At 60.7% G+C, this 25,930-nt stretch carries 27 protein-coding genes; 12 read left to right on the top strand and 15 right to left on the bottom strand.

Annotated features, from left to right (window positions below):
• Both hemW and GM415_RS06435 read left to right on the top strand, forming a co-directional pair.
• Positions 1–1,233 (top strand): radical SAM family heme chaperone HemW, encoded by a 1,233-nt coding sequence (hemW, locus tag GM415_RS06440; protein WP_158946998.1) that lies wholly within the window; start codon positions 1–3, stop codon positions 1,231–1,233.
• 109 nt (positions 1,234–1,342) lie between these two features.
• The gene (locus GM415_RS06435; protein WP_158946997.1) at positions 1,343–2,686 is read left to right on the top strand and encodes a sensor histidine kinase; all 1,344 of its coding nucleotides are present in this window, start codon (positions 1,343–1,345) and stop codon (positions 2,684–2,686) included.
• A gap of 53 nt (positions 2,687–2,739) precedes the next feature.
• On the opposite strand, the gene GM415_RS06430 is transcribed toward GM415_RS06435, so the two are convergent.
• The 5 genes from GM415_RS06430 to hflK form a co-directional block, all read right to left on the bottom strand.
• A complete protein-coding gene (locus GM415_RS06430) occupies positions 2,740–3,708 on the bottom strand; it encodes a hypothetical protein (protein ID WP_158946996.1) in 969 nt (322 codons plus the stop codon).
• Complete coding sequence (panB, locus tag GM415_RS06425) at positions 3,709–4,593, bottom strand: 3-methyl-2-oxobutanoate hydroxymethyltransferase (protein ID WP_158946995.1); 885 nt, start codon at positions 4,591–4,593, stop codon at positions 3,709–3,711.
• A 143-nt stretch (positions 4,594–4,736) separates the two neighbouring features.
• Positions 4,737–5,459, bottom strand: coding sequence for a LexA family transcriptional regulator (locus GM415_RS06420; protein WP_158946994.1), 723 nt, complete (start codon positions 5,457–5,459; stop codon positions 4,737–4,739).
• 264 nt (positions 5,460–5,723) lie between these two features.
• Complete coding sequence (hflC, locus tag GM415_RS06415; RefSeq protein WP_158946993.1) at positions 5,724–6,575, bottom strand: protease modulator HflC; 852 nt, start codon at positions 6,573–6,575, stop codon at positions 5,724–5,726.
• 12 nt (positions 6,576–6,587) lie between these two features.
• On the bottom strand, positions 6,588–7,667 hold the full coding sequence (hflK, locus tag GM415_RS06410; protein WP_158946992.1) for an FtsH protease activity modulator HflK: 1,080 nt from the start codon (positions 7,665–7,667) through the stop codon (positions 6,588–6,590).
• A 308-nt stretch (positions 7,668–7,975) separates the two neighbouring features.
• Here hflK and GM415_RS06405 point away from each other — a divergent pair, with 308 nt between their 5' ends.
• Positions 7,976–9,034 carry a hypothetical protein gene (locus tag GM415_RS06405; RefSeq protein ID WP_158946991.1) on the top strand — a complete coding sequence of 353 codons (1,059 nt, stop codon included), beginning with the start codon at positions 7,976–7,978 and terminating at the stop codon, positions 9,032–9,034.
• Between the two features lie 26 nt (positions 9,035–9,060).
• On the opposite strand, the gene GM415_RS06400 is transcribed toward GM415_RS06405, so the two are convergent.
• From GM415_RS06400 to GM415_RS06385, 4 genes are all read right to left on the bottom strand, one after another.
• Entirely contained in the window at positions 9,061–9,492 is a 432-nt protein-coding gene (locus GM415_RS06400; RefSeq protein ID WP_158946990.1) for a hypothetical protein, read from the bottom strand.
• Between the two features lie 148 nt (positions 9,493–9,640).
• Positions 9,641–10,054: a hypothetical protein gene (locus GM415_RS06395; RefSeq protein WP_158946989.1), complete on the bottom strand. Its 414-nt coding sequence runs from the start codon at positions 10,052–10,054 to the stop codon at positions 9,641–9,643.
• A 151-nt stretch (positions 10,055–10,205) separates the two neighbouring features.
• Entirely contained in the window at positions 10,206–10,643 is a 438-nt protein-coding gene (locus GM415_RS06390) for a hypothetical protein (protein ID WP_158946988.1), read from the bottom strand.
• Between the two features lie 286 nt (positions 10,644–10,929).
• Complete coding sequence (locus tag GM415_RS06385; RefSeq protein WP_158946987.1) at positions 10,930–11,367, bottom strand: hypothetical protein; 438 nt, start codon at positions 11,365–11,367, stop codon at positions 10,930–10,932.
• Between the two features lie 244 nt (positions 11,368–11,611).
• Here GM415_RS06385 and GM415_RS06380 point away from each other — a divergent pair, with 244 nt between their 5' ends.
• The 8 genes from GM415_RS06380 (at position 11,612) to GM415_RS06345 (ending at position 19,250) form a co-directional block, all read left to right on the top strand.
• Entirely contained in the window at positions 11,612–12,979 is a 1,368-nt protein-coding gene (locus GM415_RS06380; protein ID WP_158946986.1) for a phosphomannomutase/phosphoglucomutase, read from the top strand.
• 3 nt (positions 12,980–12,982) lie between these two features.
• The gene (locus GM415_RS06375; protein WP_158946985.1) at positions 12,983–13,474 is read left to right on the top strand and encodes a YkgJ family cysteine cluster protein; all 492 of its coding nucleotides are present in this window, start codon (positions 12,983–12,985) and stop codon (positions 13,472–13,474) included.
• Positions 13,474–14,562 (top strand): efflux RND transporter periplasmic adaptor subunit, encoded by a 1,089-nt coding sequence (locus GM415_RS06370; RefSeq protein ID WP_158946984.1) that lies wholly within the window; start codon positions 13,474–13,476, stop codon positions 14,560–14,562. Before GM415_RS06375 ends, GM415_RS06370 begins: the two co-directional genes overlap by 1 nt.
• Position 14,563: 1 nt before the next feature.
• Entirely contained in the window at positions 14,564–15,280 is a 717-nt protein-coding gene (locus GM415_RS06365) for an ABC transporter ATP-binding protein (protein WP_158946983.1), read from the top strand.
• Between the two features lie 108 nt (positions 15,281–15,388).
• Positions 15,389–16,618 (top strand): ABC transporter permease, encoded by a 1,230-nt coding sequence (locus GM415_RS06360; protein ID WP_158946982.1) that lies wholly within the window; start codon positions 15,389–15,391, stop codon positions 16,616–16,618.
• A gap of 94 nt (positions 16,619–16,712) precedes the next feature.
• On the top strand, positions 16,713–17,231 hold the full coding sequence (locus tag GM415_RS06355; protein WP_158946981.1) for a hypothetical protein: 519 nt from the start codon (positions 16,713–16,715) through the stop codon (positions 17,229–17,231).
• Positions 17,221–17,703: a ribonuclease HI gene (rnhA, locus tag GM415_RS06350; RefSeq protein ID WP_158946980.1), complete on the top strand. Its 483-nt coding sequence runs from the start codon at positions 17,221–17,223 to the stop codon at positions 17,701–17,703. The genes GM415_RS06355 and rnhA overlap by 11 nt, the downstream gene beginning before the upstream one ends.
• Before the next feature lie 923 nt (positions 17,704–18,626).
• Positions 18,627–19,250, top strand: a complete 624-nt coding sequence (locus GM415_RS06345) for a LysE family translocator (RefSeq protein WP_158946979.1) — start codon at positions 18,627–18,629, stop codon at positions 19,248–19,250.
• 201 nt (positions 19,251–19,451) lie between these two features.
• On the opposite strand, the gene GM415_RS06340 is transcribed toward GM415_RS06345, so the two are convergent.
• The 3 genes from GM415_RS06340 to GM415_RS06330 all read right to left on the bottom strand — a co-directional run bounded on the left by GM415_RS06340 (position 19,452) and on the right by GM415_RS06330 (position 22,343).
• On the bottom strand, positions 19,452–20,555 hold the full coding sequence (locus GM415_RS06340) for an AI-2E family transporter (protein WP_158946978.1): 1,104 nt from the start codon (positions 20,553–20,555) through the stop codon (positions 19,452–19,454).
• 164 nt (positions 20,556–20,719) lie between these two features.
• Positions 20,720–21,826, bottom strand: coding sequence for an alanine dehydrogenase (ald, locus tag GM415_RS06335; protein WP_158946977.1), 1,107 nt, complete (start codon positions 21,824–21,826; stop codon positions 20,720–20,722).
• 34 nt (positions 21,827–21,860) lie between these two features.
• Positions 21,861–22,343 (bottom strand): Lrp/AsnC family transcriptional regulator, encoded by a 483-nt coding sequence (locus GM415_RS06330; protein ID WP_158946976.1) that lies wholly within the window; start codon positions 22,341–22,343, stop codon positions 21,861–21,863.
• A gap of 785 nt (positions 22,344–23,128) precedes the next feature.
• Between GM415_RS06330 and GM415_RS06325 the strand changes: the two genes are divergently transcribed.
• Positions 23,129–23,437: a hypothetical protein gene (locus GM415_RS06325; protein WP_158946975.1), complete on the top strand. Its 309-nt coding sequence runs from the start codon at positions 23,129–23,131 to the stop codon at positions 23,435–23,437.
• Between the two features lie 34 nt (positions 23,438–23,471).
• On the opposite strand, the gene GM415_RS06320 is transcribed toward GM415_RS06325, so the two are convergent.
• From GM415_RS06320 to GM415_RS06310, 3 genes are all read right to left on the bottom strand, one after another.
• Positions 23,472–23,915: a glycine zipper domain-containing protein gene (locus tag GM415_RS06320; RefSeq protein ID WP_158946974.1), complete on the bottom strand. Its 444-nt coding sequence runs from the start codon at positions 23,913–23,915 to the stop codon at positions 23,472–23,474.
• A gap of 231 nt (positions 23,916–24,146) precedes the next feature.
• The gene (gene chrA, locus GM415_RS06315) at positions 24,147–25,301 is read right to left on the bottom strand and encodes a chromate efflux transporter (protein WP_158946973.1); all 1,155 of its coding nucleotides are present in this window, start codon (positions 25,299–25,301) and stop codon (positions 24,147–24,149) included.
• 108 nt (positions 25,302–25,409) lie between these two features.
• The gene (locus GM415_RS06310; protein WP_158946972.1) at positions 25,410–25,925 is read right to left on the bottom strand and encodes a rhodanese-like domain-containing protein; all 516 of its coding nucleotides are present in this window, start codon (positions 25,923–25,925) and stop codon (positions 25,410–25,412) included.
• Positions 25,926–25,930 lie beyond the last annotated feature (5 nt).

The raw sequence follows: 25,930 nt of genomic DNA, 5'->3' as shown, positions 1-25,930 counted from the left end.
ATGGGCAGAATATACGGCGAAGACGTACCGGTCAGGCCCGCTTTCCCCACCGGGACCGCCAAAGCCGAGAAACCGGCCGGCGACGGCAGCAAGGATTTGCTGCTTTACATCCACGTACCGTTCTGCCGCTCCCGCTGCCACTACTGCACCTTCCACTCCCAGTCCTTCAACCAGGTCACCTTCACCTGGTACCACAAGCTGCTGCTCCAGGAGATCGAGCTGTGGGGCAAGCGGCTGAACAGGCCGAAGCTCCGGACCATCTATTTCGGCGGCGGCACGCCCAGCCTGATTCCGCTCCAGCAGATGGACATGATCATGAAGGCGCTGGACAAGCACTTCACCCTGGGGCCGGGCATGGAGAACACCCTGGAGGCCAACCCGGACTCGGCCCAGGACGTCAGCTACTTCCGCGCCCTGCTCTCCATGGGCTTCAACCGCCTTTCTCTGGGCATGCAGAGCCTGAGCGACGCGGACCTGCACCTGATGGGCCGCCCGCACTCGGCGGCCATGACCCTGGCCTCTTTCGAGGCCGCCCGCCAGGCCGGGTTCGGCAACATCGGGGTGGATCTCATCTGGGGACTGCCGGGACAACGCCTCAAGGGCTGGATCGACCAGCTCACCGCCGTGACCAACATGCGGCCCGAGCACATCTCCGCCTACAACCTGACCCTTGAAGAAGACACCGTCATGCACAAGATGTGCTCCGAGGGCGGCGACTTCCCGCTTCCTCCGGAACGGGAGCAGGGACGCATGTTCATCTACGGCGCGGAGTACCTGGAATCCATGGGCTACATGCACTACGAGGTCTCCAATTTCGCGCGCATGGGCTTTATCTCCCGGCACAACTCGGGCTACTGGGACGGCTCGGACTATCTGGGCCTGGGGCCGTCCGCCGTGTCCACCATCGGCAGACGCCGCTTCAGCAACCCGCTCTACATGGACGAGTACGACGCCTACGTACGCGGCGGCCTGGTTGGAGCGGAGTACGAAACCCTGACCGACGAGGACCGGCTCAAGGAGATGGTCATGCTCTCCCTGCGTACATCCAAGGGGCTGGACCTGAAGGAGTTTCGGAAGCGGGCCGGTTTCGACCTGGTCAAACGGCGGGAGCGGCTGATCACGGCCCTGCACCGGGAAAATCTTGTCCGCATCAGCCACGGGTTCCTGCGCCTGACCAAAAACGGCATGCTCGTCTCCAACGTGATCATCCGCCGCCTGGCCTTCGAGGAGTAGACACCAAGAACGATTCTAACGGTCTTGCGCGGACCGACCGCCTGCCATACCGTGGAGGGGCCTACAGTGGCCAGACCTCCAACAGCCTGTGATCACAGAGTATTGAAACATGGACAAGGACAACTCCCTGAGCAAGAGCGAACTGCTCTACGAACTCCGCCTGCAGAGGCTGGAGAACCTCAGGCTGAGGGAACGGCTGGGGCCCTGCGGAGAGGCCCCCGAAGTCAGGCGGCAGCTCCGGTATCTCGAAAGCACGGCCCTCATCGACAAGGCCATCCGCGAGAACACGGACATGGACCGGATGATGAACGGCCTGATGGAAGTGATCCGGGACATCTTCGGCTGCGACCAGGCCTGGCTGCTCCATCCATGCGATCCTGACGCCGATTCCTGGCATGTGCCGTACCGCTCCGTTGACCCGGCCTATCCCATAAATTTCGGCCCGGAAGAGGCCCTGCCCCAAACCGAGGATCTGGCGGAAAACTTCCGGCTCGCCTTGAAAACTCCTGAGCCGCTTCCTCTGGGAAAGGAGAACAGCGTCAAGGAGGTTCCCCGGGAGGCAGCGGAGGTCGAAGCCAAAGCCGCACTGCTCATCGCCCTGCACCCCAAGCTGGGAAGCCCCTGGCTCATGGGCCTTCACCACTGCTCCGGCGAACGGACCTGGACCGTGGAGGAAAAGCGGATGTATCAGGACATCACCGGGCGCATTGCCGACGCCCTCTCGGCCACGCTCTTCTACCGCAATCTCGAAGAAAACCGCCAGCGCCTCAAGCACCTCTCCTCCCAGCTATTCCGTTCACAGGAAGAGGAGCGAAGAAGGGTGGCCGGAGAAATCCACGACGAAGTGGGACAGTCCATCCTGGCCATCAAGATCGGTATCGAAAACGCGCTCTTCCTCCTGGAGGACGCGCAGGAGTCCGCCAAGAACTCCCTGCGGAGCGCCTCCAACCTCTCCAGGGAAGTCATCGACACTATCCGCCGCATGCAGACCGCCCTGTTTCCGCCCACCCTGAGGGACTTCGGCGTCACCAACGCGCTCAATGGTTTTCTTGACGATTTCTCCAACATCTACTCCACGATGGAAGTGCGGCGGCAGATCCGCATCAATGAGGAGTTGATCCCGGAGCAGCTCCGAACCCCGATCTTCCGGCTGGCCCAGGAAGCCCTGTACAACGCGGGCAGACACAGTGGAGGGGACACGGTGACGGTGGGACTGGACCATCGCTGCGGGAGTCTGGTTCTGGAGATTGAGGATAACGGCGTGGGGTTCGACCCGAAAAAGACACTGCGCTATCCCGACACCCGGCTGGGCCTCGGGCTGACGAGCATGAAGGAGCGGGCCGAATTATCCGGCGGCCTGCTCAAGATTGACGCCCGGCCCGGACGCGGCACCACCATCCGTGTAATCTGGAGACTGGAAGAGTCGCCCTGGGACGTAGCCCGGATGCTCTGATCCATCGGCCTCGGCCGTCACTGACCGCAGCTCGGAACTTTCCCTCACCCTGATCAGATGAACATGGCGTAGGCCACGCCCACCACGACGATGGAGACGATCCGCAGCAGTTGGTTGTGAACGATGAGCTTCAGCGCCATGCGCGGCTTGAAGATGCCTGCGTAGTACGGGAACTGATGACGGAAGGCGCGCATGGGCGTAGAGAGCACGTTGCCAAGCAGCAGAGCCAGCACCACCTGCGGGGAGGTCAACTGGGAATCGGTGATGAGCGCGCCGGCTGCGGCGAGCCCAGCGGTGAACTCGGCGGCCATGTGGAACCCGACGATGCCCAGGGCCTCGGGCGGCAGGAAGGAAAAGACGCCCACCTGACCGGCCATGAGCCCCTGCAGCCAGGAAAACAGGCCCAGCTGCCGCAGGAAAAAGAACAGGACATAGATGGGCGCGGTGATGGTGATGATCTTCGGCAGCCGCTTCATGAAACGCTTCCAGGTCTTCTGCAGCGCCGAGGACCTGTCTCGCTTTTCCTCCATTTCATCCAGCCGACACGGCAGGCATCCTTCCTCCAGGGGAGGGAGCAGGAAGCGACCGGACAGCGTGATGGCGAGGGTTCGCAGCACGGCGGCGCAGGCGGTCAGGGACACGTAGACGCCGGCAGCCGCTCCGATAAAGGGAGCCGCGATGAAAAAGACCGTGGGCAGGTGCAGGAAGTAGGTGGGCAGCGAGTTGAACAGGTTGGAGAGGATCAGCTCACGCTCGGTGAGCTCCCCCCTCTCGCGCGCTTCGGCCAGCATGTTGTTGGCCGTGATCCCGGAAAAGAAAGCCATGGAGAAGGAGGCGGCTGAGATATCCTTGAGCCGGGCGCGACGGGCCAGGGGCGCGGCCAGCCTGGCAGCATACCGGGTCCAGTTCAGAGACTCGATGAGGATGCCCACGAACACGCCGACGCTGATGAAGAAGGTCAGCCGGATCAGGGGCCAGAAAAGGCCATTCCACAGGACCGGCCAGGAGAGATCGAGCGTCATCTATTTCTTCTTCTTGACCTTGATCTTGCGCACCTGGGCGGCAACGTCGTCGGAAAGGTAGAAGGTGTTCTTGTCACCCGGAAAACGCCCCAGCCTTACGTCGTTGATGTACTGGCCGAAAACCTCGATGGCTTCCTTGCCCTGCTGGGCGTACTTGCGGACGAACTTGGGCGTGAACCGGTCGAAGAGGCCGAGCACGTCGTGATAGACCAGAACCTGACCGTCGGTGACGTTGCCCGCGCCGATGCCGATGGTCGGTATATCCACCGCATCGGTGATCAACTGGGCCACCTCCACGGGAACGGCCTCGACCACCACGCAGAAGGCGCCTGCCGCCTCCACTGCCTGGGCGTCCTCGATGAGCGCCTTGGCCGCCTCAACGCTCTTGCCCTGAGCCTTGAACCCGCCGAACTTGGCCACATGCTGCGGGGTCAGGCCGATATGAGCCATGACCGGAATGCCCGCGTCCGTGAGAGCCTGAATCTGTGGCACCACCGGCACGCCGCCTTCCAGCTTGACCGCCCTGGCCCCTCCTTCCTGAATGAAACGTCCCGCGTTCTCCAGGGCCGTTTCCACCGTGCGGAAGGACATGAACGGCATGTCCGCCACCAGGAGGGCGTTCTTGACTCCCCGGCGGGTGGCACGGACGTGGTGGATCATCTCATCCATGGTAACGGACAGGGAGTCCTCATAGCCGAGCACGACCATGGCCAGGGAGTCGCCCACCAGGACGAGATCCATGCCCGCACTGTCGGCGATGACGCCGGACGAGTAGTCATAGGCCGTCATGCAGCATATTTTCTCGCCGTTCTTGCGCGCCTGAATGGCCGGGGCCGTCATGGGCGAGACCTTTGTCGTCTTGGGAGTTTCGGTATGGGTGCTCATCCCCTTTAAGTAGGACCGGCGAACCGCCGCGTCAAGGGGGAGGATGCCCGGCAGAGCCTTCTCGCACTCGCTACGATGTGCAAAAAAAAAGGCCAGCCGACCGGGCATATGCTGCCCGGTCGGCTGACCATCGTATGCGGGTATTACATGAGTGAGAGGTTTTGCAGAACCCAGATGACGCGACCCACGGTGCGTTCATCCATTTCCGCTGCAGGGATGGTGAGGTCGGAGTACTTTTCGTTTTCCGCCTTCAGGAGATAGGTGTCGCCCTGCATGTAGACCCTGCGGATGGTCAGCCCCTGGTGCGGGAAGTGCACGGCGCACAGGTCTCCGTCCGGGTGACTCTTCTGGTCGAGATCAATTCCGACGAACGCGCCACGACCGATGATCGGCTCCATGGCGGAAGAGTCGACCTTGATCACCTGCAGCTTGGGGCGGCAGAAGGACTCGGGAACCGAGAGCTCCTCCACGGGATGCGGCTCCCAGGTGGCTCCGCCCTTGTTGGCGCCGGCCATGGTAGACACGGGCACTACCCGGCCACGGGAGTTCATGCGGCCGTACGGGGCGGGAGTCTCCTTGAGCAGGGTGTCCGCAGGGATCTTTCCCTTGGACTCGTTGATGTAGACCGGCTCCAGGCCCTCGGAAAGCCAGTCCGGGTCCAGTCCGTGGCTGCGATAGAGTTTGAGCAGCCACTCGGCAGGAATGGAACAGCGGCGCTTGGCGTCTGAGATTGACGACTGGCGCACATCCAGAACTTCGGCAAGCTGGACCTGCGTGCGGGCGCCGGTGGCCTTCTTGATTCGCTCAAGGGCCTCTTCAAACCACTTTAGCTGCGCCTCGTCACATTGTCTTTTCTTTTTCGGCATTTTCTTCCCCCTTCATAATGATGGATTCGGCAAGTATGCAAGAAGCTATGAAATAGTCAATAGTATTAGTGAATAAATACCGCCGCTACAAAAAAACTTCTTATATATTGGTGAATTATTTTAGTCCAGGAAATTTTCCCGGATTCTCTGGGAAAAAATCCCATACCCGTTGTGCATTTTCCTACCTTCAAAGTCCATTTTTGTCACGAAGAAAAAGGGGCGTGGTTCCGAACCACGCCCCTGTCTATCGCACGAATGTCGAGCTTATTGCATGTATTTCAAAAACGGGGATTTCGGAGTCAAAATGAAGCGCGCGTTCTTGCCGAAGCCCTTGCGGTACGCTTCCAGGCTTCGAGTGAAAGCATAAAACTCCGGAGAACGACCGAGGGCGTCGGCGTAAACCTTGGTAGCCTGGGCATCACCCTCGCCTCGGATGATCTCGGCCTGCTTGGCCGCGTCCGCCAGGATGATGGCCCGCTCCTTGTCGGCAGTGGCGATGATCTTGGCCGAGGCCTCGCGCCCTTCCGAGCGGTACTGCTTGGCCTGGCGCTCACGCTCGGCCTTCATTCTGCCGAAAATGGCCCGGGCGTTCTCGGCGGGCAGGTCGGTGCGCTTGATGCGCACGTCGATCACCTCGATGCCGTAGGGCTCGAGCAGTTCCCGGGAGCGCGAGCTGACCGCGTCCATGATCTCCTGGCGCTTGTGGGAGACGACCTCGATCAGGGTGTAGCGGCCAAGGGCCACGCGCAGCTGCGAGCGGACGATATCGTCCAGCCGCGCCTGGGCGCCCTGGATGGTCCGCACCTTGGTGTAGAAGGTCAGCGGGTCCACGATGCGCCACTTGGAGTAGGAGTCCACGTTCATGTACTTCTTGTCCGTGGTGGTGATCTCCTCGGGCTTGGCGTCGAAGTCCAGGATGCGGGCGTCGAAATAGACGACGTTCTGGACCAGGGGCAGCTTGAAGTGCAGGCCGGGGCCGAGAGCCCTCTCGCCGACGGGACGGCCGAGCTGTATGACGATGGCTTTTTCGGTCTGGTCCACGGTGAAGGCGGACTGGGTCAGGACGATGGTCCCGAGGATGACCAGGACGATGAGCGTAACGGTTGATTTCTTCATGTCGGCCTCCCTCTACTTGGTCGCCTTGGGCGTTGCGGTTGCGCCGCTTCTGGGCAACTGACCCAGCGGCAGGTAGGGGACGGACTGCTTCAGGGCGTTGTCCGACATGATCAGCTTCTCGACCTCGGGGTTCTGAAGGATTCCCTCCATGGCCTCCAGGTAGAGACGCTCGCGGGTGATGTCCTTGGCCTTCTCGTACTCCTTGAGCACGGCCAGGAAGTGGGACGCGTCACCTTCGGCCTTACGCACCTTGGCCTCCTTGTAGGCCTGGGCTCCGTTGATGACCCGGGACGCTTCGCCTCGGGCCTTGGGCAGGATGTCGCGCTGGTAGGCCTCGGCCTCGTTGATGAACCGGCTCTTGTCCTCGCGGGCGCTGGCCACGTCCTTGAACGCGTCCACCACCTGTTCCGGCGGATGCACGTTCTGCATCTGCACGGCAACGATGCTGATGCCGGTCTGATAGGAATCGAGGATCTTCTGCATCAGATCGCGGGTCTGGACCTGAATCTCCTGCTTGCCGGTGGTCAGGGCGTCGTCGATCTTGCCGTTGCCGATGACCTCGCGCATGGCCGCCTCGCCCGCGTGGACGATGGTCCCGGACGGGTCATAGACGTTGAACAGGTAGTCCTTGGCGTCCTTGATCATGTACTGGACGATGAACTGCACGGAGACGATGTTCTCGTCACCGGTGAGCATGAGCGCCTCTTCCGGCACCTCGCGGCTCACGCCCTGCTGGAAATTCTGCACCCGCGCCCGGCCCGAAGACCGGAACCCGAACTCGATGCGCCGGATCTGCGTGACCTTGGGGGTCAGGACCGACTCCACCGGGTAGGGGATGTGGTAGTTGGGTCCGGCCGTGGTGATCCGGTTGAACTCGCCGAACTGCTGGACCACGCCCACTTCGTCGGGCTCGACGATGTAGAAACCGGAAGCGGCCCAGAGCAGGATCAAGACCGGCAGGATCAGCTTCCAGCCCGGTAGTTTGAACTGCTTGAATTTCTCCAGTTGATCCTGGAAATCGTCAAAGCTCGGCGGCTTGCCGCCGGGACGCCCCTGTTGCTGCTTTTGTAATTTTTCCCAATCCCAATTCATAATGTTTCTGAAATAGGCTCTCTGCCGAGTCAGGTCAAGGAAAGTCGGCATTTACCCGGCTATTCCCGCATGATTTTCCCCATTTCCCCTCCCGGGGAGTCGAACACGCCGCAGCACACCATTCCACGCGCCGCAAAAATCCAGGCGCGGCATGAGCGGCGAGCCTTCTCAAAATCGTGTCAACACCCTATTTCGCCCGTTTTCATCCTTTTTTCGCCCGCTGACGCCCGATTTCATCCCGGCCCGAAAACCGGGGGTATGCTTCGCCGGAATCCCAACCAATCACAAACTCATCAAGGAGAAACAACATGAAAGGATTCTTCGACAACCCAAACGAGGCGTTCGGCCCCGGCGACACCAACGGGGTGTTCAGCTACGATCCGGCCTCGAACACCACCCGGCGTAGCTGGATCAAATACGCGGACGGCGTGTTCGAACCCGTGCGCAAGGACGGCAATCTGCGCCGCAAGAAAAACGAGGACCACCGCACCTTTTCCTGGTGGCAGGTGAACAAGCCCGCCGACTGGAAACCCGCCGACGAAGGGGCCGGGTTCTCCTGGAACCACACCCTCGGTTCCCGGGACGACCTGGCCGACCAGAAGACCGGCGTGCCCTTTGCCGCACCCGCAGGCGGTCAGTCAGGCGGGAACCAAGAAAAAAGCAAGGAGGGCACGCCCGACCAACCCGAAACCGCCGCGCCGGGAAAGCCTGCCCCGCCCTCGACTCAGGGCAAGGCGGACGGCCCCGCCGCTCCCGCGCCTCCCCTGCGCACCCTGCTCGGCCTGGGCAGCAAGGCGCTCGAAGGCCGGGAGGAGCAGCCCGCACCCACGAACCCGGAAAAAGCCCCCGCACAGGCGCAGACGCCGCAACGGAACGTTGCCCAAGACGCCAGGGACCTGGCCGACCGGGAAAAGCGGACGATCTCGGCTGAGGAACACGCCCGCGACCTGGCCAGGCTGGAGCGCGAACAGGACGCCCGCGATGCGAAAAACGCAGCGGCAAGCGGCGCGCTCGGAGGGATGGTCCAGTCCAAGGGGCAGGGCAAGAAAGGAAAGGCCAGTGGGAATGATCCGATGATTGATGATTTCATTGAAGAATACAATAACGCCAGAAACGACAGGCAAAAGAATATCGTTAAACGACGGTATATGAAAAAGGTCGACAACCTACGAAAAGAAAGCAAGACGTTGAAAGGGAAAGAGAAAACGAGGCTAAAAAACAGAGCAGACCAATGGGCCGGACTGATAAAGATTCTTACCGACGGGAAGGTTAGAATGGGACCACCACTGACTATCTTTAACAAAGATATTGTTGAAGAACTTTCCAAGGTACCAATCGGTAGCAAATGGAGCCCCGACAACACATAATGCAATGGGGGGCGGATTCTCGCTCCTCATCTTTTATATCCTGACACTATCTCAATAACCAATTCGTCGTTTTCAAAAACAGCACTGAAGTTGTGAAACTGTCCTCTAAGAACATTCTCGCCAGATTCTATTTTTTTCAACCAATTGGCAAATCGGTTCAACACATTCTGCCTTCGAAGGAGTTCTTTTATCTTCGGGCAATCACTGGATTTCACGGCATCAAACCATACAGTTGGCAATGCCCTCTCAAGCTTGCCCGGGTTGCGTGCATCCCCGCTAAAATAGCCGTTGATCACGGAGTAAGATTTTTCTGCAACCGGGCAACAAACAAAACTGACGACACCAAGCTCCACAACGCCCACCTGCAACAAAGCATGATCCAACTCCGCCCTTTTGATTGGGTATGTAAACCCCTTAACAGCTTTATCCCTCCCCCCGTATTCATACTTTACAGACATAGCACGCACCAATATATCCTAAATTTCATATTCCTTGTCTTATGTCTGCTAAAAGACCTATCAGAACGATCATGAGCCTCGCCTGAGGCAGTCTAGGGGACAACTTTCCCCTATCCACCTTAAGAGCATGCCGACATCTCCCTAAAAACTACTCGACTTCTACCACAAGTGCTTCATCCTCATAACACACATGAAAACCATGACGTTGATCGCGGTACACATTCTCAGCCAATTCAATTTGTTTTACCCACTGGTCCAAACGGTTCAACACAGTATGCTTCTCAAGCAGGCTCTTGATTTCAGACACATATTGGGTTGGCACACAACACACTGTGATATCTGGAGACTCTTGCGTAACGAGGCCGTCAAGCCGGGCTTCACCGAAAAAATAGCCCAAGAGAACAAGCCGTCCGCCGCCTTTTTTAGGAAGACAAAAGAAAGCCACTCTCTGGATATCCGTCACTCCAGCCTCATCCAACGCCTGATCCAGGTCCCCGCGCTTGATGGGGTAGGAATACCCCTTTATTATCTTGCTTCTTCCGCCGAATTCGTATTCAACCACGCCCCCTCCTGTTTTATAGACGAAACTATACGTTATTCCAATCCGACAATCAAGGATGTCCGGGGCACGGAACAAAGTGAAATGTTGAAGATTGAAGAATGGAGTGGGCTCCGACGAGTTAAGCAAATAAACAAAAAAAGGGTAGCATCGTCTATGGCAATGCTACCCTTCTTCCATTTTCATCTTTTACAAAAAGCTCACCCGACCCGTAACAGACAAATCGCACCCGATCTACATCCCGGATGACATTGGGAGCATCCTCAAGGCCTTTAACCCACTCAGCCAAACGCAACAGATAATTGCCTTCTCTGAGCAAAACCCTGATCTCTTCTGCCTGAGCAACCGGGACAGCATACACGCAAAAAAGGGGACTTTGTTTCGCCCAATATCCCTTTTGAGACTCCCCCATCAGCATTGCCCTGAACACGACAAGATCTCTATCCCGGTAACCATCCGAAAAGTAGAACTCTTTCAACTCAGAGACATTAGCCATTTCCAAGGCATGGTCCACCTCGGATTTCTTTACGGGATAGACCAATCCACTGCCTCGGGGCAGCTTGATTTTCCCATATTCATACAGCAACGACACAACGCCCCCCTATATTTGTTTAACTATATCCATATCCCGTCAAAAGGACAAGGGTGCGAGATCAAAATAGGATAGACGCGACTAGGCAAGGCTGGAGCGCGAACAGGACGCCCGCGATGCGAAAAGCGCAGCGGCAAGCGGCGCGCTCGGGGGAATGGTCCAGTCCAAGGGGCAATACGGTAAAGGGAAGCGCGTTTTGGAAGACCCCATTATCAAAGAATTAAAAGAGACTTACGGGAACCAGCCAACGCAGTTAAAGAAAGAAACAAAAAAAGGGTAGCGTCGCCTATGGCAATGCTACCCTTCTTCCATTTTCATCTTTTACAAAAAGCTCACCCGCCCCAAAACAGACAAGCCGCGCCCGATTGACATCCCTGATGACATTGGGAGCACTCTCAAGACCCTTAACCCACTTCGCCAACCGCAACAGGTAATTGCCCTGCATCAGCAACTCTCTAATTTTTCCCGATTGATCTGATGGAACTGCACAAACAGTTATACCCGGCCGTTGTTTTTTCCAATATCCCTGTTGAGACTCTCCCATCAACACTACGTCAAGAACGACCAGATCGGCACTCCGGCATCGAGGAGAAAAGTAAAATGTATCCAATTCAGAGACATTAGCCATTTCCAAGGCATGGTCCACCTCGGATTTCTTTACGGGATAGACCAATCCACTGCCTCGGGGCAGCTTGATTTTTCCATATTCATACAGCAACGACATAACGCTTCCTCATATTTATTTAACTATATCCATATCCCGTCAAATGGACAAGGGAGCGAGATCAAAACGGGATAGACGCGACCTGGCTAGGCTGGAGCGCGATCAGGACGCCCGCGATGCGAAAAACGCAGCGGCAAGCGGCGCGCTCGGAGGGATGGTTAAGTCCAATGGACGGGGCAAGAAAGGAAAGGCCTGACGCATCAGATTTCTTGAATTGTCCGCCGGAGCAGGGCACACTCGGGGCATGAAACCGATCAATCAGCGGATTTTCCGCGCCTATGACATCCGAGGCATTGTGGACGAGGACTTCGACGCCGAGTGGGTGCGGGAGCTCGCCCGCGCCTGCGGAACCTATTTTCTGGGCAAGGGGTGGACCCGCGCCCTGCTCGGGCATGACTGCCGGGCCTCGTCGCCCGAGTATCAGCGGGCCATGGCCGAGGGGCTGTCCGCCACCGGGCTGGACGTGGTCTGCCTGGACCAGGTCTCCTCGCCGGTCTTCTATTTCGCGGCCAAGCACCTCGGGTTCGAGGCCGGGGTGATGATCACCGCCTCGCACAACCCGAGCGAATACAACGGGTTCAAGGTCTGGGGCGGCAAGTCCACCATCTTCGGGGACGAGGTCCGGGCCATCTACAAGATCATGCGCAAGGGCGAATACCCTTCCGGCGCGGGGCTCGTCTCCCGGCACGACATCATCCCCTCCTACAAGGAGGACCTGCTCTCCCGCTGCACCCTGGCCCGGCCGGTCAAGATCGTAGTGGACGGGGGCAACGGCGCGGCGGGCGACCTGACCGCCGATATCCTTGAGGCCGCCGGGGCCGAGGTGGTCCGCCTCTACTGCGAGCCGGACGGCACCTTTCCCAACCACCACCCCGACCCGGTGGTGGAGGCGTATGTGGAAGACCTCAAGGCCAAAGTGGTCGAGGTCGGCGCGGACGCGGGCGTGGGCCTGGACGGCGACGGCGACCGCATCGGGGCAGTGGACGAGACCGGACGGCTCATGTTCGGCGACCAGCTCCTGGCCATCTATGCCCGCGATCTGCTCAAGGGATTTCCCGGCGTGGGCGTGGTGGCGGACGTCAAGTGCTCCCACCTGCTGTTCAAGGACGTGGAGGACCACGGCGGCAAGGCCGAGATGTGCATAACCGGCCACTCCATCGTCAAGGGCCGGATGATCGAGACCGGCGCGGCCATCGGCGGCGAGATGTCCGGGCACATGTTCTTCTTCCACGGCTACCACGGGTTCGACGACGCCACTTACGGCGCGCTCAAGCTCGCGGAAATCCTGAGCAAGAATCACAAGCCGCTCTCCCGCTACCTGGAGGACTGGCCGACCACGTACAACACGCCGGAGATCCGCATGGACTGCCCCGAGGCCATCAAGTTCGAGGTGGTGGCCCGTGCCCAGGCCTATTTCAAGGAGCGCTTCGAGGTCATCGACATGGACGGCGCGCGGGTGGAGTTCGGCGACGGCTGGGGCCTGGTCCGCGCCTCCAACACCCAGGGCGCGCTGGTGCTCCGCTTCGAGGCCGAATCCGAGGCCCGACTGGCCGAAATCCGGGAGATCATGGAAACCCCGGTCCGCGCCTGGATCGAGGAACTCGGAGGGTAGCGCTTGCGCACGCTCAACCTGTTCCGGGGGCTGTTTCGCCGCTTCCGCACCCTCGTCTTGAGGCGGGAGGTGGAGATCGTGGGACAATGCCGCCTGTGCGGCAATTGCTGCCACGGCATCCTGCTCAAGGACAGGGGATGGCTCAAGCGCAAGCGGCAGTTCGACAAACTGTGCGAACGGGAACCGGCGCACACCCGGTTCCGCATCACGGGCAAAGACCACCGTGGACGGCTGGTATTCGATTGTGCCATGCAAGGCGAGGACAATCTCTGCACATCCTACGGAGAGCGACTCCCTTTATGTAGAAATTATCCGTCCAAATCGCTATATTACCAAGGCGGCTGGATCGGCGCGGAGTGCGGCTTCCGCTTCAAGAGCGTAACCTTCAGGGACGTCTTGTTGCGACGGAAACAGATCCGCGCGCCACGCTTTTCCGATGTGCTTGACCAGGAACGGGAAAGAGACCTGCAACAGGCTGACAAGCGGACAACATAATGAAAAAACTGCTTTTCATATTCATAGCCCTGCTCGTGACCGGCGGCGGAGTCTGGTACTTCGCCGGAGGTACGACCGCCACGAAAATCAAGGTGCTGAAGACGGCGACCATCAAGCGCGCCGATGTGTCCAGGATTCTGGAGGCCACCGGCATCGTCAAGGCCCAGGTGGGCGCCCAGGTCAAGATCGGGGCGCGGGCCACGGGCGTGCTCGACTCCGTGCCGGTCAAGGTCGGGGACGCGGTAAGGAAGGGCGACCTCATCGCCGAGATCGACTCGCGCGAGCTGCGCGCCCGCATCGCCGAAGCCAGGGCCAACCTCCGCCTGGAGGAAGCCAAGCTGACCTACATGGAGAAAAGCCTGCCCAGGAAGCGCACCCTGGTCCAGAAGAAGCTCGAGGCCCAGGATTCCCTCGACCAGGCCTACCAGGACACCGAGATGGCCCGTTATGCCGTGGCCTCATCAAGAGCCAAGCTCAGGACCCTGGAGGTCCAGCTCTCCTACACGAAAATCTACTCGCCCATTGACGGCGTGGTATCCCAGGTGGCCGCACAGGAAGGCGAGACCATCGTCTCGGGCCTGTCCGTGTCCAACCTGATCACCGTGCTCGATCCGGCCCGGCTGGAGATGTGGATTTACATCGACGAGACCGACGTGGGCCGCGTCAGCGTGGGCCTGCCCGTACGCTACACCGTGGACGCCTACCGCGACCGGGTCTTCAAGGGCACCGTGGCGCGTATCTATCCCGAGCCGGAGATCCGCGACAACATCGTCTACTACCGCGCCCTGGTCCGGGTGACCACGGACCAGGCCGAGTACCTGCGCCCGGAAATGACCACCCAGTGCAAGATCATCGTGGAGACCAGAAAGGATGTGCTCGCCGTGCCCAACAAGGCCCTCAAGTGGGTCAAGGACCGGCAGGTGATCTTCGTGGTGGACGACCCTGAGAAGGAGCCCCGCGAAGTCAAGCCGGACCTCGGCCTGACCGGGCTGGACCGCAGCGAGATACTCTCCGGACTGAAAGAGGGCGATACGGTCGCGACCCAGCTCGTCCTTCCCGGCGGGAAAGTGAAAAAGAAGGATAAATAGCATGTCCGCGGTCATCTCTCTCACGGACATCACCAAGACCTTCGCCCGGTTCGATGAACAGGGGGATAGCGGCAAGGACGGCGGCGAGGCGCAGGGCATCACCGTGCTCAAGGGCATCACCCTTGATATCGCCCACAACGACTTCGTGGCCCTCCAGGGCACCTCGGGCTCGGGAAAATCAACCCTGCTGCACATCATCGGCCTGCTCGACAGGCCCACCTCGGGCTCCTACGCCCTGCTCGGGCACGACACCGCCGGGCTAGACGACGACCACCAGTCCGACCTGCGCAACCAGGCCCTGGGTTTCGTGTTCCAGTCCTTCTACCTGATCCCCTACGCCACGGCCCTGGAGAACGTCATCCTGCCCGGCCTCTATTCCGGCAAGCCGCGCGTCGAGCTGCAGGCCCGCGCCGAATCCCTGCTGGAACAGGTGGGGCTGGCGGACCGCATGCATTTCCGGCCCTCCCGGCTGTCGGGCGGACAACAGCAGCGGGTGGCCATGGCCCGCGCTATGCTCAACGAGCCGGACATCGTCCTGGCAGACGAACCCACGGGACAGCTCGACTCCACCACCTCGGCGGAGATCATCAAGCTCTTCCACCGGGTGCACGAGGCGGGAACCACCATCGTCCTGGTTACCCACGACGCGGACGTGGGCCGGGAAGCGGGCCGGATCATCAAGCTCCACGACGGCAGGATTGTTGAGGACATACGGTAGGCACCAGCACGGAAAACAATAAGGCCCGGCGGCCCACCCAGCCGCGAAACGACCAAACGCCCCGCTTCACATACAATTCGGAAGAAAGCAGGGGCGGGAGCAACACGAATGACACCACGCCTGTTCACGCGCATCACCAGCATGGGGCTGGGGGCTGTCCTGGCCTTCAAGCTCCGCTCGGCGTTCGTGATTCTCGGCGTGGCCTTCGGCATCGCCAGCCTGACACTGATCGTCACCGCCGTAGACGGGGCCAACCGCAAGGCCATGGAGATCGTGGACATGTTCGGGCCGGACGCGGCGCTGGTCTTCGGCGGCAACATCATGAAGCGGGCCGTGGGCATGCGTGTGCTGACCCTGAGCAAGGAGGACGCGGCCCGAGTCGAGAACTCGCTGCCCGGCGCATACCAGGTCCTCCCTATGAGGGCAAAAGGCGGTGAAATGGTATGGCTCGGTCATCGCAGCCGTCGGGACGTCTACATAGTCGGGGCTACTCACGACTACGCCAAAGCGTGGAACTGGCCCCTTACGGAGGGCAGGGACATAACTCTTGAGGATGAGGCGCGGGGAGCCAAGGTAGCTATCATGGGAGACGCGCCAGCCAGGGAAATATTCGGTGACAAGTCACCCGTTGGCCAGATCATATACATCCGCAAGACGCCATACCAAGTAGTGGGTAAGCTCGCTTACCGAGGGTTCTCAGGAGGCCGTGGCGAGGTGGACAATCGCATTATCATCCCCCTGTCCACGCTCATGCAGCGCTACAACCTGAACCGCAAATATTTCCGGGCGCTGAGGGTCAAATTCCTGGAGCCGGACTACATGGACGCCCATGTGGCCAACCTGCGCTCGCTGCTCCGGCACCAGCATCACCTCGGCCCCACCGATGACGACGACTTCACCATTCTGACAGCGGACGAGGTGCTCAAATTTCTGGCCATGTTCAAGGGCGGACTGACCATCTTCCTGGGCGTGACCGCCACCATCGCCATGCTGGTGGGCGGCTTCGTGCTGGCCAATCTCTTCTCCATCTCGGTCAGCGACCGGGCCGAAGAGATCGGCCTGAAAAAGGCCATGGGAGCGAGGAATTCGGCAATCCTGCTCCAATTTCTGGTGGAGGCGTGCGCCCTGACCCTGCTCGGCGGCGTGCTCGGCCTGTTCCTGGGCCTCGGCCTGGGGCAGTTCCTGTCGCGGCTGGACATTCTGACCATCCAGTTCTCCTGGAAGGCCTTCCTGATGGCCCTGGCCGGTTCCCAGGCCGTAGGACTGATCTTCGGCCTCAGCCCTGCCCGGCAGGCCGCGAACCTCGACCCCATACAGGCGCTCAAAGGCGAAGGATAGCCACCACTTTTCCCGCACCCGCCTGCACCCCTTTCTTCCTCCCGGTTTCGCTGCCGGGCTTGCGGTAAATCTCCCGGCACGCTAGGAAGAGCCCATGCGAATCACCATCCCCAGAGTCCACGGCGCAACGCCCAGGGAAAAGCTCATCCGTTCCCTGGCGCTCATTCTCGTCTTCGCCGCTGTCATCTGGGCCTTCTCAAAAAACAACGAACGCGTGGTGGAGATGCTCAACCAGAAGGCTTCCATCTACGACGAGACCAAGACCCTGGACAAGGAGCAGAAGAAATTCATTCTCTCCTTCACCAAAACGCTCAAAAACGAATTCGGTCTGGACTGCCGCATCCAAATCTACGGCGGAGACTTCGTGGTCCCGGACCTCGACGCCAAGACCATGTATATCGGGCTGGCCCCGGCCATCAACGAAGTCCAGATCCGCTTCCCGGCCATGATGCGCCAGGCCCTGGGCCAGGAATTCATCGACTCGCTCGCGACCGAGCATTTTCTGCCCTCTTTCAAGTACAATGACTGGCCGCAGGAGATCCAGGTAGTGCTCCTGGCCATCTTCGACCGGCTGACCCAACTTCAGGAAGGAACCTCTCCCAGTGAGCAATAACGTCACCATCTACACCGACGGCTCCTGCCTGGGCAATCCCGGCCCCGGCGGATACGGCGCGGTGCTCGTCTACGGCGAATACAAAGGCCGCGACGCGGAAAACTACAAGGAACTCTCCCAAGGCTATAAGCGGACCACCAACAACCGCATGGAATTGCTGGCCGTCATCACCGCCCTGGAAACCCTGACCCGCCCTTGCAGCGCACAGCTCTGGACCGACTCCAAGTACGTACAGCAGGCCATCACCCAGAACTGGCTCAAAAACTGGCTCAAGAACGGCTGGAAAACCGCCGCCAAGAAGCCGGTCAAGAACCAGGACCTTTGGCGCCGCCTTGTGCCGCTCATCGAGAAGCACGACGTCAAGTTCAACTGGGTCAAGGGGCACTCCGGGCATATGTTCAACGAGCGCGTTGATGATCTCGCCCGTGGCGCTGCCAGCGGCCCTGGCCTGCTCGTCGACGAAGGGGCGTAGAACGCTCACGCCTGCGGCGCGACCGGGAGAGTCAGCGTTGGGGCCTGCGGCCCCTTGCTTCCAGGTTCGCGCTTACAGCACGAGGAGAGCCGGTGTTGGAGCGTTCCGCTCCTCCCCCTCCGGGAATCGCGCTTGCAGCGCGCGGAGAGCCGGGTTTGGGGGCTGCGCCCCCAAAAGCCCTCCATGCCCTCCCGGCGGGGTCCATTTCTTTTGCTGCGCCAAAAGAAATAGACGAAAGAAAAGGCGCTTGGAGGGGTATCCTCGCCCCGGTGCTCTCGGGCGAGAATCTCATCCAACCCGGTCGGCTCCAGACTACGTGGAGTGGAACGCTCTGCCAGCCTTATCATTCGTAGGCCGTCCGACTCCGTGCGGGTTCCGGGACAAGAGCCGCCGAACGGATTGGTGAGCTTCTAGGCCCGTGAGCAAGGGGCTGACTGCGGACCTCTGAAGAGATATTCAATGAGCCGGATTGTTTTTTTTTGAATCGTACAGAGGTGACACCTCGACTTGCCGGGTAGAGGACCATCGCCACCTTCGGCAAATTTCCAATCTCCCCGGCAGCAACCGGCCATCGAGCTCGAGGCTTAGAGCCGCTTTTACACGGTGAAGCATAGCCCGAAGCGCGCCTGCCCGCAGGCTTTCGCTTTTCGGGCAGTGGAGCCGTGTTAGCGGCTCTTAGGTCCGAGATCGCGCTGCAGCACAAAAAAAGCCGATCTTTTTGCTTCCTTTTTGGAGCGGCTCAGCCAAAAAGGAAGTCGGCCCGGAGGGACGAAATCCTCAAAGCAATCATCGCCGCCTAAAAGGCGGCTTCCCTATCGCTTCTTCTTTTCTCCCTCAACGGAGACTATACCCTCACCCACTTGACTTTACCCGCCGGAAGGCTACCTTCTGAACCATCCACCCCCCAACCCTGTGAGGCTGCCGTGTCGCCCGAAACCTACCTTGCCTTTCTGGCCGCCACCATTGTGGTGCTGATCATCCCCGGCCCGACCATCATGCTGGTGGTTTCCTGCTCCCTGACTCAGGGAAAGAAGGCGGCCCTGCCCCTGGCTCTGGGAGTCGGCCTCGGCGACCTGACCGCCATGACCGCCTCTCTGGCCGGTCTCGGCGCATTGCTCGCCACCTCGGCCGCGCTGTTCACGGTCCTCAAATGGATCGGCGCGGCCTACCTCATCTATCTCGGCGTCAAAACCTGGCGCGCCAAGCCGGAGCTGGACGAGGCCATGGCCCGCATGCAGCCGGAGTCCAGCCGGACCCATGTGTTCCGCGCCTTTGCCGTGACCGCCACCAACCCCAAATCCATCGCCTTCTTCTGCGCGTTCCTGCCGCAATTCCTCAACCATGGCGCGCCGCTCACGCCCCAACTGCTGATCATGGGTATCACCTTCGTGACTCTGGCCGTGATCAACGCCGTGCTCTACGCCCTGCTCGCCGCCAGGGCACGCACCGCCGTGGCCAACCCGCGAACCATGAAGCTCGTCAACCGCGCAGGCGGCACCGCCCTCATCGGGGCCGGGCTGCTCACGGCGGCACTGCGCCGGGCGTAGCTCAATCAAAAAGGAAACCGCATAGAGCGGCGAGATTTGGGAACTCTACTCGCGCCACGTCTTGTGGTGCGTAGGGAATTGCCACGTACCAGCCACTAACCCGCCGAAGGCGACAGGGGATTCTTAAGGCCCTCGGCCTTAAGCCGCCGGAGGCGAAATCACCCGTCAATCGCCGCCGCAGGCGGCATCCGTATCCCCACCCTACTCCGCTTCGCGTCGGGCGAGCAGCCGCCTGTAATAGGAAAGGCAGAGGCAGGTCATGGGCAGAGCGATGAGCAGGCCGAGGAAGCCGAGCAGCTTGCCCCAGACGGACAGTGCCAGGAGGATGAGCCAGGGAGAAAGGCCCATGGACTTGCCCTGGATGCGCGGGATAAGCACGACCTCCTGAATTGCCTGGACCACGGCGAAGACCAGCAGGGCGAGGCCCATGCCGACCCACGGGGTCTGCCCCGCCTCCAGGGAGCTGAGGGCGGCCAGGGGCATGGCGATGATCACGCCCAGCGTGCCGAGATAAGGGGCGATGTTCAGGATGCCCGTGAGCATGCCCAAGACCAGGGCCAGGGGCAGGCCGATGATCAGAAAGCCGATGGAGAGCAGTACGCCCACCAGCAGGGCGATGATCACCTGACCCCGAAAATAGCGGCTCATGGTCTCCTCGAACTCGGCGGCGAACTCCACCACGGTCTGGCGGTACTCCTTGGGCAGCCAGTTCTGCCAGTTGGACCGGATACGCCCGAAATCAGCCAGCATGAAGACCAGATAGAGCAGGATCACGGCCAGACCAAGCACGCCGGCCAGGGCGTTGGCTGTGCCCTGGAGCAGGCCCCGGATGCCGGGCATGGCCTTGTCGAACAGGGACTGCACCACTTTCATGGCCCCGTCCGAGGTAAACAGGGACTGGATGTCCTGGCTGCGCACGAAGTCCCGCACCCAGTTCCAGAGATCGGGCGGCAGGTAGCCGCGTACCCGCTGGGCCAGCCCCTGATCCGTGGCCAAGTCCTTGATCACCCGGCCCATGTGGGCGAACTCGTCGGCCATCATGGGTACTACCGTGAGGAACAGGATGACGATCAAGGCGAGAAGCCCCGCCACAGAGAGAAAAACGGCTACGCCCCGATTGCCGACCACCCTCTCGATGAAGCTGGTGACCGGATCGAGCAGGTAGGCCAGGAGCAAGGCCGCCACAAAGGGCACCAGGGCGCTGGACAGATAGCCCAGGAGCCAAACGGCGAGCACGATGGCGGCTGCGGAGAGGACCAGGCGGACGACGCGGTCCAGGGTGTACGGCTTGTCGGAAGTGAGCATGGGCGGCTCCGGGTTGCGGTTTTAACGGATGTAGCAGCCCCCGGGCCTTTGTTCAACTCGGCGATGCGGGAAAAGCGCGGCGGGCTGTGTGGTTAACGACACAAAAAGCAGAAGGCCCCCCGGCGGTTGTCGGAGGGCCTTCGTGCAAGGTGAGAGGGACGGGGTTACGAAAGTACGTCGCCCGGGGTGACAGAGCCGATGCAGAAAGCCTCGCCGACGGCGGGACAGGTCAGCTTGCCCTTGTACGTGTTCAGTCCGAGAGCCAGCCCCGGGTCGTCCTTGAGGGCGTCAATGCCCTTGGCGGCCAGCCGCAGGGCGTAGGGAGCGGTCTGGTTGACCAGGGCGAAGGTGGAGGTGCGGGGCACCGCGCCGGGCATGTTGGCAACGCCGTAGTGGACCACGCCGTCAACCACGTAGGTCGGGTTGTCGTGGGTGGTGGCCTTGGTGGTCTCGACGCAGCCGCCCTGGTCCACTGCCACGTCGACGATGACCGAGCCTTCCTTCATCAGCGGCAGCATGTCGCGGGTGATGAGCTTGGGGGCCTTGGCACCGTGCAGCAGGACGCCGCCAATGACCAGGTCGGCCTTCTGGACCATGTCGCGGATGTTGGGCTCGGTGGACATCATGGTGGTGATGCGGCCCTGGAAGACGTCATCCAGGTACTGGAGCCGGGCGTGGGAGAGATCGAGGATGGTCACGCGCGCGCCCATGCCCATGGCGATGCGGGCGGCGTTGGTGCCGACCACGCCGCCGCCGAGGACGAGCACTTCAGCTGGGTACACACCGGGAACGCCGCCGAGCAGGATGCCCTGGCCGCCCTGCGTCTTTTCCAGGCAGTGCGCACCCACCTGAGTGGCCATGCGACCGGCCACTTCGGACATGGGGGTGAGCAGGGGCAAGGTGCCGTCGGCGGACTCCACGGTCTCGTAGGCAACGGACGTGGTGCCCGCTTCGAGCAGGGCGTTGGTCAGGGACTCGGCGGCGGCCAGGTGGAGGTAGGTGAAAAGAAGCAGGTCGCTGCGCAGGTACTTGTACTCGGACTCCAGCGGTTCCTTGACCTTGATGACCATTTCCGCGCCCCAGGCATCGGCTGGGGAGACCATCTTGGCCCCGGCGGCGACGTACTCCTCGTCGGTGAGGCCGCTGCCCACGCCGGCACCGGCCTCGACCAGCACCTCGTTGCCTTGGCGCACCAGGGATTCCACGGCACCGGGGGTCATGGCGACCCGATTCTCAAGCGTCTTGATCTCTTTGGGAATACCGATAATCATCCTGTCTCTCCTTGATGAAATGCCTGCAAAGCGGTTACGAGTTGAATTCGTCGAGCACGGCGTCGGGCAGACAGAGCCACTTGCGCCGGGACTTCATGACCACAAAGGATTCGCTGGAGTTGATCCCGCCCACCTGGGACAGATCCTTGTCCAGAAAGTCGTAGAGGTCGCCGATCTCGTCCGAGCAGACGATCTCGACAATGATATCGTAGCGGCCCGTGACCACCGCGCACCAGTTGACGCGGGGCAGTGAGCCGATCTGATCCAGCTTTTCACCGAGCTGCTCATGGCTGTGGAGGGAGATGCCGACCAGGGCTACCGTCAGCCCCTTGGCCTCCACCGGGTTGACCAGCCCGGCAATTTTGAGCACGCCGGCCTTCATGAGATTCTTCATGCGGGAACGGACCGTGGGCGCGGTGACCCCGATCTCGTCCGCCACCTTGCCGGGGGACATCTGCCCGTCCCGGGTCAGTGCAGCCACCAGCTTGCGGTCGTTTTGATCAAGTTCGGTTTTCATGGCTTTCTCCACCGAATTTTTTCTTTTTGAAAACTAGGCTGACCCTGTTTATCAAAAAGATAAATTTTATGTCAATTATTTTATAATCCAGACAAACAAAGAATAAAAAACGCCCTTCGGATGGGAAATGCCCGATTTATTCGGCGGATACGTCGAGTAGCCCCCAACCAGGCTCTCCGCCGGGGTGAGGCGGCATGCGATGCTGCGATTTAGAGAAGAGAAAAGGAAGCCGCCTGTCGGCGGCGATTGATGGGGAAAGGATTTCGCCCCTTTCGGGGCGACTGACTTTGTTCTGCTGTCGCTATCCGTAAGGCTTGAAGACTCGCCAACGGCTACCGCTGGGCTGGCGCGTCCAAAAGTAAGCAAAAGACGCGCTTTATTGTGCTGCAGCGTGATCTTGTGATCTAAGAGCCGCTAACACGGCTTCCGTTGCCCGAAAAGCGAAAGCCTGCCGTGCAGTCGCGCTTCAGGCGGCACTACAGCCGTGCCAAGCGGCTCTATGCCCCGAGCTCGATTACCGGTCATTGCGGGGTGATTGGCAACTTGCCGTGGACGGCAATCTCCCTTGCCGATAAATCAAGCTAGCACTCCGTAATGAATAAGAAAGATCAATTCGGCTCTTCGCCTTTCCCTTCAAAGGTCCGCAGTCAGCCCCTTGCTCACGGGCATAGAAGCTCACCAACCCGGTGGGCGGCTCTTTGGCCGCGATACGCACGGAGTCGGACGGACTCCGAATAATAAGACTGGCAGAACGTTCCACTCAACGAAGTCCGGAGCCGACCGGGTTGGATGAGATTCTCGCCAGCGAGCACCGGGGCGAGGATACCCCTCCAAGCGCCTTTTCTTTCGTCTATTTCTTTTGGCGCAGCAAAAGAAATGGACCCCGCCGGGAGGGCATGGAGGGCTTTTGGGAGCGCAGTTCCCAAACCCGGCTCTCGCTTCGCAAAGCGAAGCCTGAAGGTGGAGGAGCGGCACGCTCCAACACCGACTCTCCCGCGCTGCAAGCGCGATTCCCGAAGGAAGAGAAACAGAACACTTCAACAGAAAAAGAGCTGCCCCCACTTCCCGAGAAAGTGGGGGCAGCTCTTCAATAAAGTTCATTCAAGCAGGGCGAGCCCCCAAAAACAACTACTGCACCAACTGCCAGGTGCCATCCGGCTGCCGGTAGGCCTTGGCATAGACAGTCTCCATCTCGCCGTTGGGCATGCGAGCGCGCAGGGTCACGTCGCGCTCCACCCGACCGTCGTTGTACTGGCGGGGCGGCTCGGGAATGGCCTCATACTGGGCATACGTGTCCGGGTTGGTCCAGGTGGACGCCTGTCCCGAAGGAGTCCTTTCCAACGTGTCCGAGAGATGGGCCTGGTCGTAGCGGTCCATCTCATTACCAACGATGTAGCCGACGAGCATGCCCGCGCCCGCGCCGATGGCCGCGCCGGAAATCTTGTTCTTGAAGGTCAACGCGCCCAGCGTGGCACCGGCCAGGGTGCCGAGAGCGGCGGTCTGCTGGGGACGGGTGGTCTGGCAGGCGCCCAGCAGGGACAGGATCAATATCAATGGAATAATGCGCTTCATGGTGGTCCTCCTTGTGGCCGGATACGGCCTCGTATTCGATATCCTGTCTTTAGCAACGCGCGTGCCGCAGGGAGGTTGACCGGAATTGCTGCTTTTTTTTGGGAAACCCGTGTCGTAGACGCAAGGAACGGGAAGGGAAATTGCGCACGCGAACGCAAGAATGGTCCGCGTGATCCTACTTCCGTCAATGGAATCGAGGAACTGAAAGACGTGGTGGTGACGGGCTCGACGCTAGAGCAGGATGGCACCGGCCAGGAAACCGCCGAGAACCACCCAGAGGATGTCGGTGCCCAGGCGCAGAGCCGTGAATGCTCCCAGGGCGAGCAGGACTTCAGGTACGCCCCACGACGTATCCAGCCCGAACCGGACGGCCACGGCGGCCATGAGACCCACCAGGGTGATCAGGCTGCCCCGGAAGGCACGGCGAGCCAGCGGCGAAGCGGCCAGCTTGTCCGCAAAGGGCGTCACCGCACAGACGAAGATGAGGGAGGGGGTGAACACTGAGATCGTGGCCACCACGGCCCCGGCCAATCCGGTAAGCAGGTAGCCCACAAAGGCCCCGGTCATGACGATGGGGCCGGGTGTGACCTGCCCCAGAGCCAGCCCGTCCATGAACTGGGCGGGAGTCACCCAGTTACGAGCCTCCACGACCTCATGAAGCATGATGGGCAGGGATACGTAACCGCCGCCGAAGGCGAAGCAGTCGATCTTGGCCATGACCAGGCCCAGGGTGGCCATTTCCGGCATCACCAGGGCGAGGAGCACCAGAAAGACGGCAAAGGCCAAGGCAATTACCAGGGCGGCGAAAAGCGGCCTGCCGGGTTGTCTTCCTCCTTCACCGGCAAAGGCGTTGCCGCCCTCCTTCCGAAGCAGAAACAGGGAGAGGGCACAGACCACCACCAGGGCGAGGATGGGGTTGCCCTTCAGCCCGAACCAGGCTCCGGCCACACAGGCCAGCAGACGGGCGCCCAGGGAGCCGAGATACCGCCGAGAAAAGTTGACCGCCGCGTGCAGCACCAGGGCCACGACCACCAGCTGCAGTCCGCCAAAGGCGGCCACCAGCAGGGGCACGTCCCGGGTGGAGACATAGAGCATGGTCAGCACGAGCATGAGCAGGAAGGCCGGAAGCCCGAACCCGGCGTAGGCGGCCAGCGCGCCCGGGCCGCCCCGGCTGCGCAGGCCCACATAGGCGGCCATCTGCATGGCGGTGGCGCCGGGGATGACCTGGGTCACGGCCATGCCGAGGCGGAAGGACTCCTCACCCAGCCATTGTTTCCTGTCCACCGCAAGCGCCCTGATATACGGCACCATGGCCGGGCCGCCGAAGGCGGTCATGCCAAGGCGGAGAAAATGAATGAATATCTGGGCAAGGGTCGGCTGCTGCATATCGAATCTGGTAATGACACGGACCTCGCCCGGAGACAAGGCGATTGGGCATGAAAAAGGCCGGACGCCCGCGTGGGCATCCGGCCTGCTTTTGCAATCAAATCCGGTCTAGCTGCCGGTCTCCACGGTATACCCCGCGCCCTTCCAGGCAAAGATGCCGCCGGGCAGCCGCTTGACGTTGGTGTACCCGAGCTTCTTCGCCCAGACCGCGCCGTTGTGGGAGCGGGTGCACTTGACGAAACCGCAATAGACCACAATGAGCTTGTTCTTGTCCGGACCGAGGAGCTTGACGTAGTCCTCCTGGGTCTTTCCTGCGGTCTCGTTGGTGTCCCAGGCGTTCATGTCCGGGATGGGGAAGAGGAACTGGACCGCGCCGGGCACGTGGGCCTTTTCGTAGCTGGCTTCCAGGGGCATGGTATCGACGATGACCATGTCGGTTTTCTTGTCCTGGAGATCCTTGAGCTGAGCCACGGTAATGAGATCGTAGCCACCCCGGACGGTTTCGCCGTGCAGCTTGACGGCTTCGCTTTCCTTGGTCACTTCGCGGACGAACTTGTCCTCGCCGCCGAGGCAACCGGCGAGCAGGACGGCGCAGGCGAGCAGGGCCAGACAGACTTTTTTCATGGTGA

Source organism: Pseudodesulfovibrio cashew, assembly GCF_009762795.1.
GTDB lineage: Bacteria > Desulfobacterota > Desulfovibrionia > Desulfovibrionales > Desulfovibrionaceae > Pseudodesulfovibrio > Pseudodesulfovibrio cashew.
The sequence above is the reverse complement of the archived record's forward strand: the minus strand, read 5'-3'. Positions and strand labels throughout refer to the sequence as shown.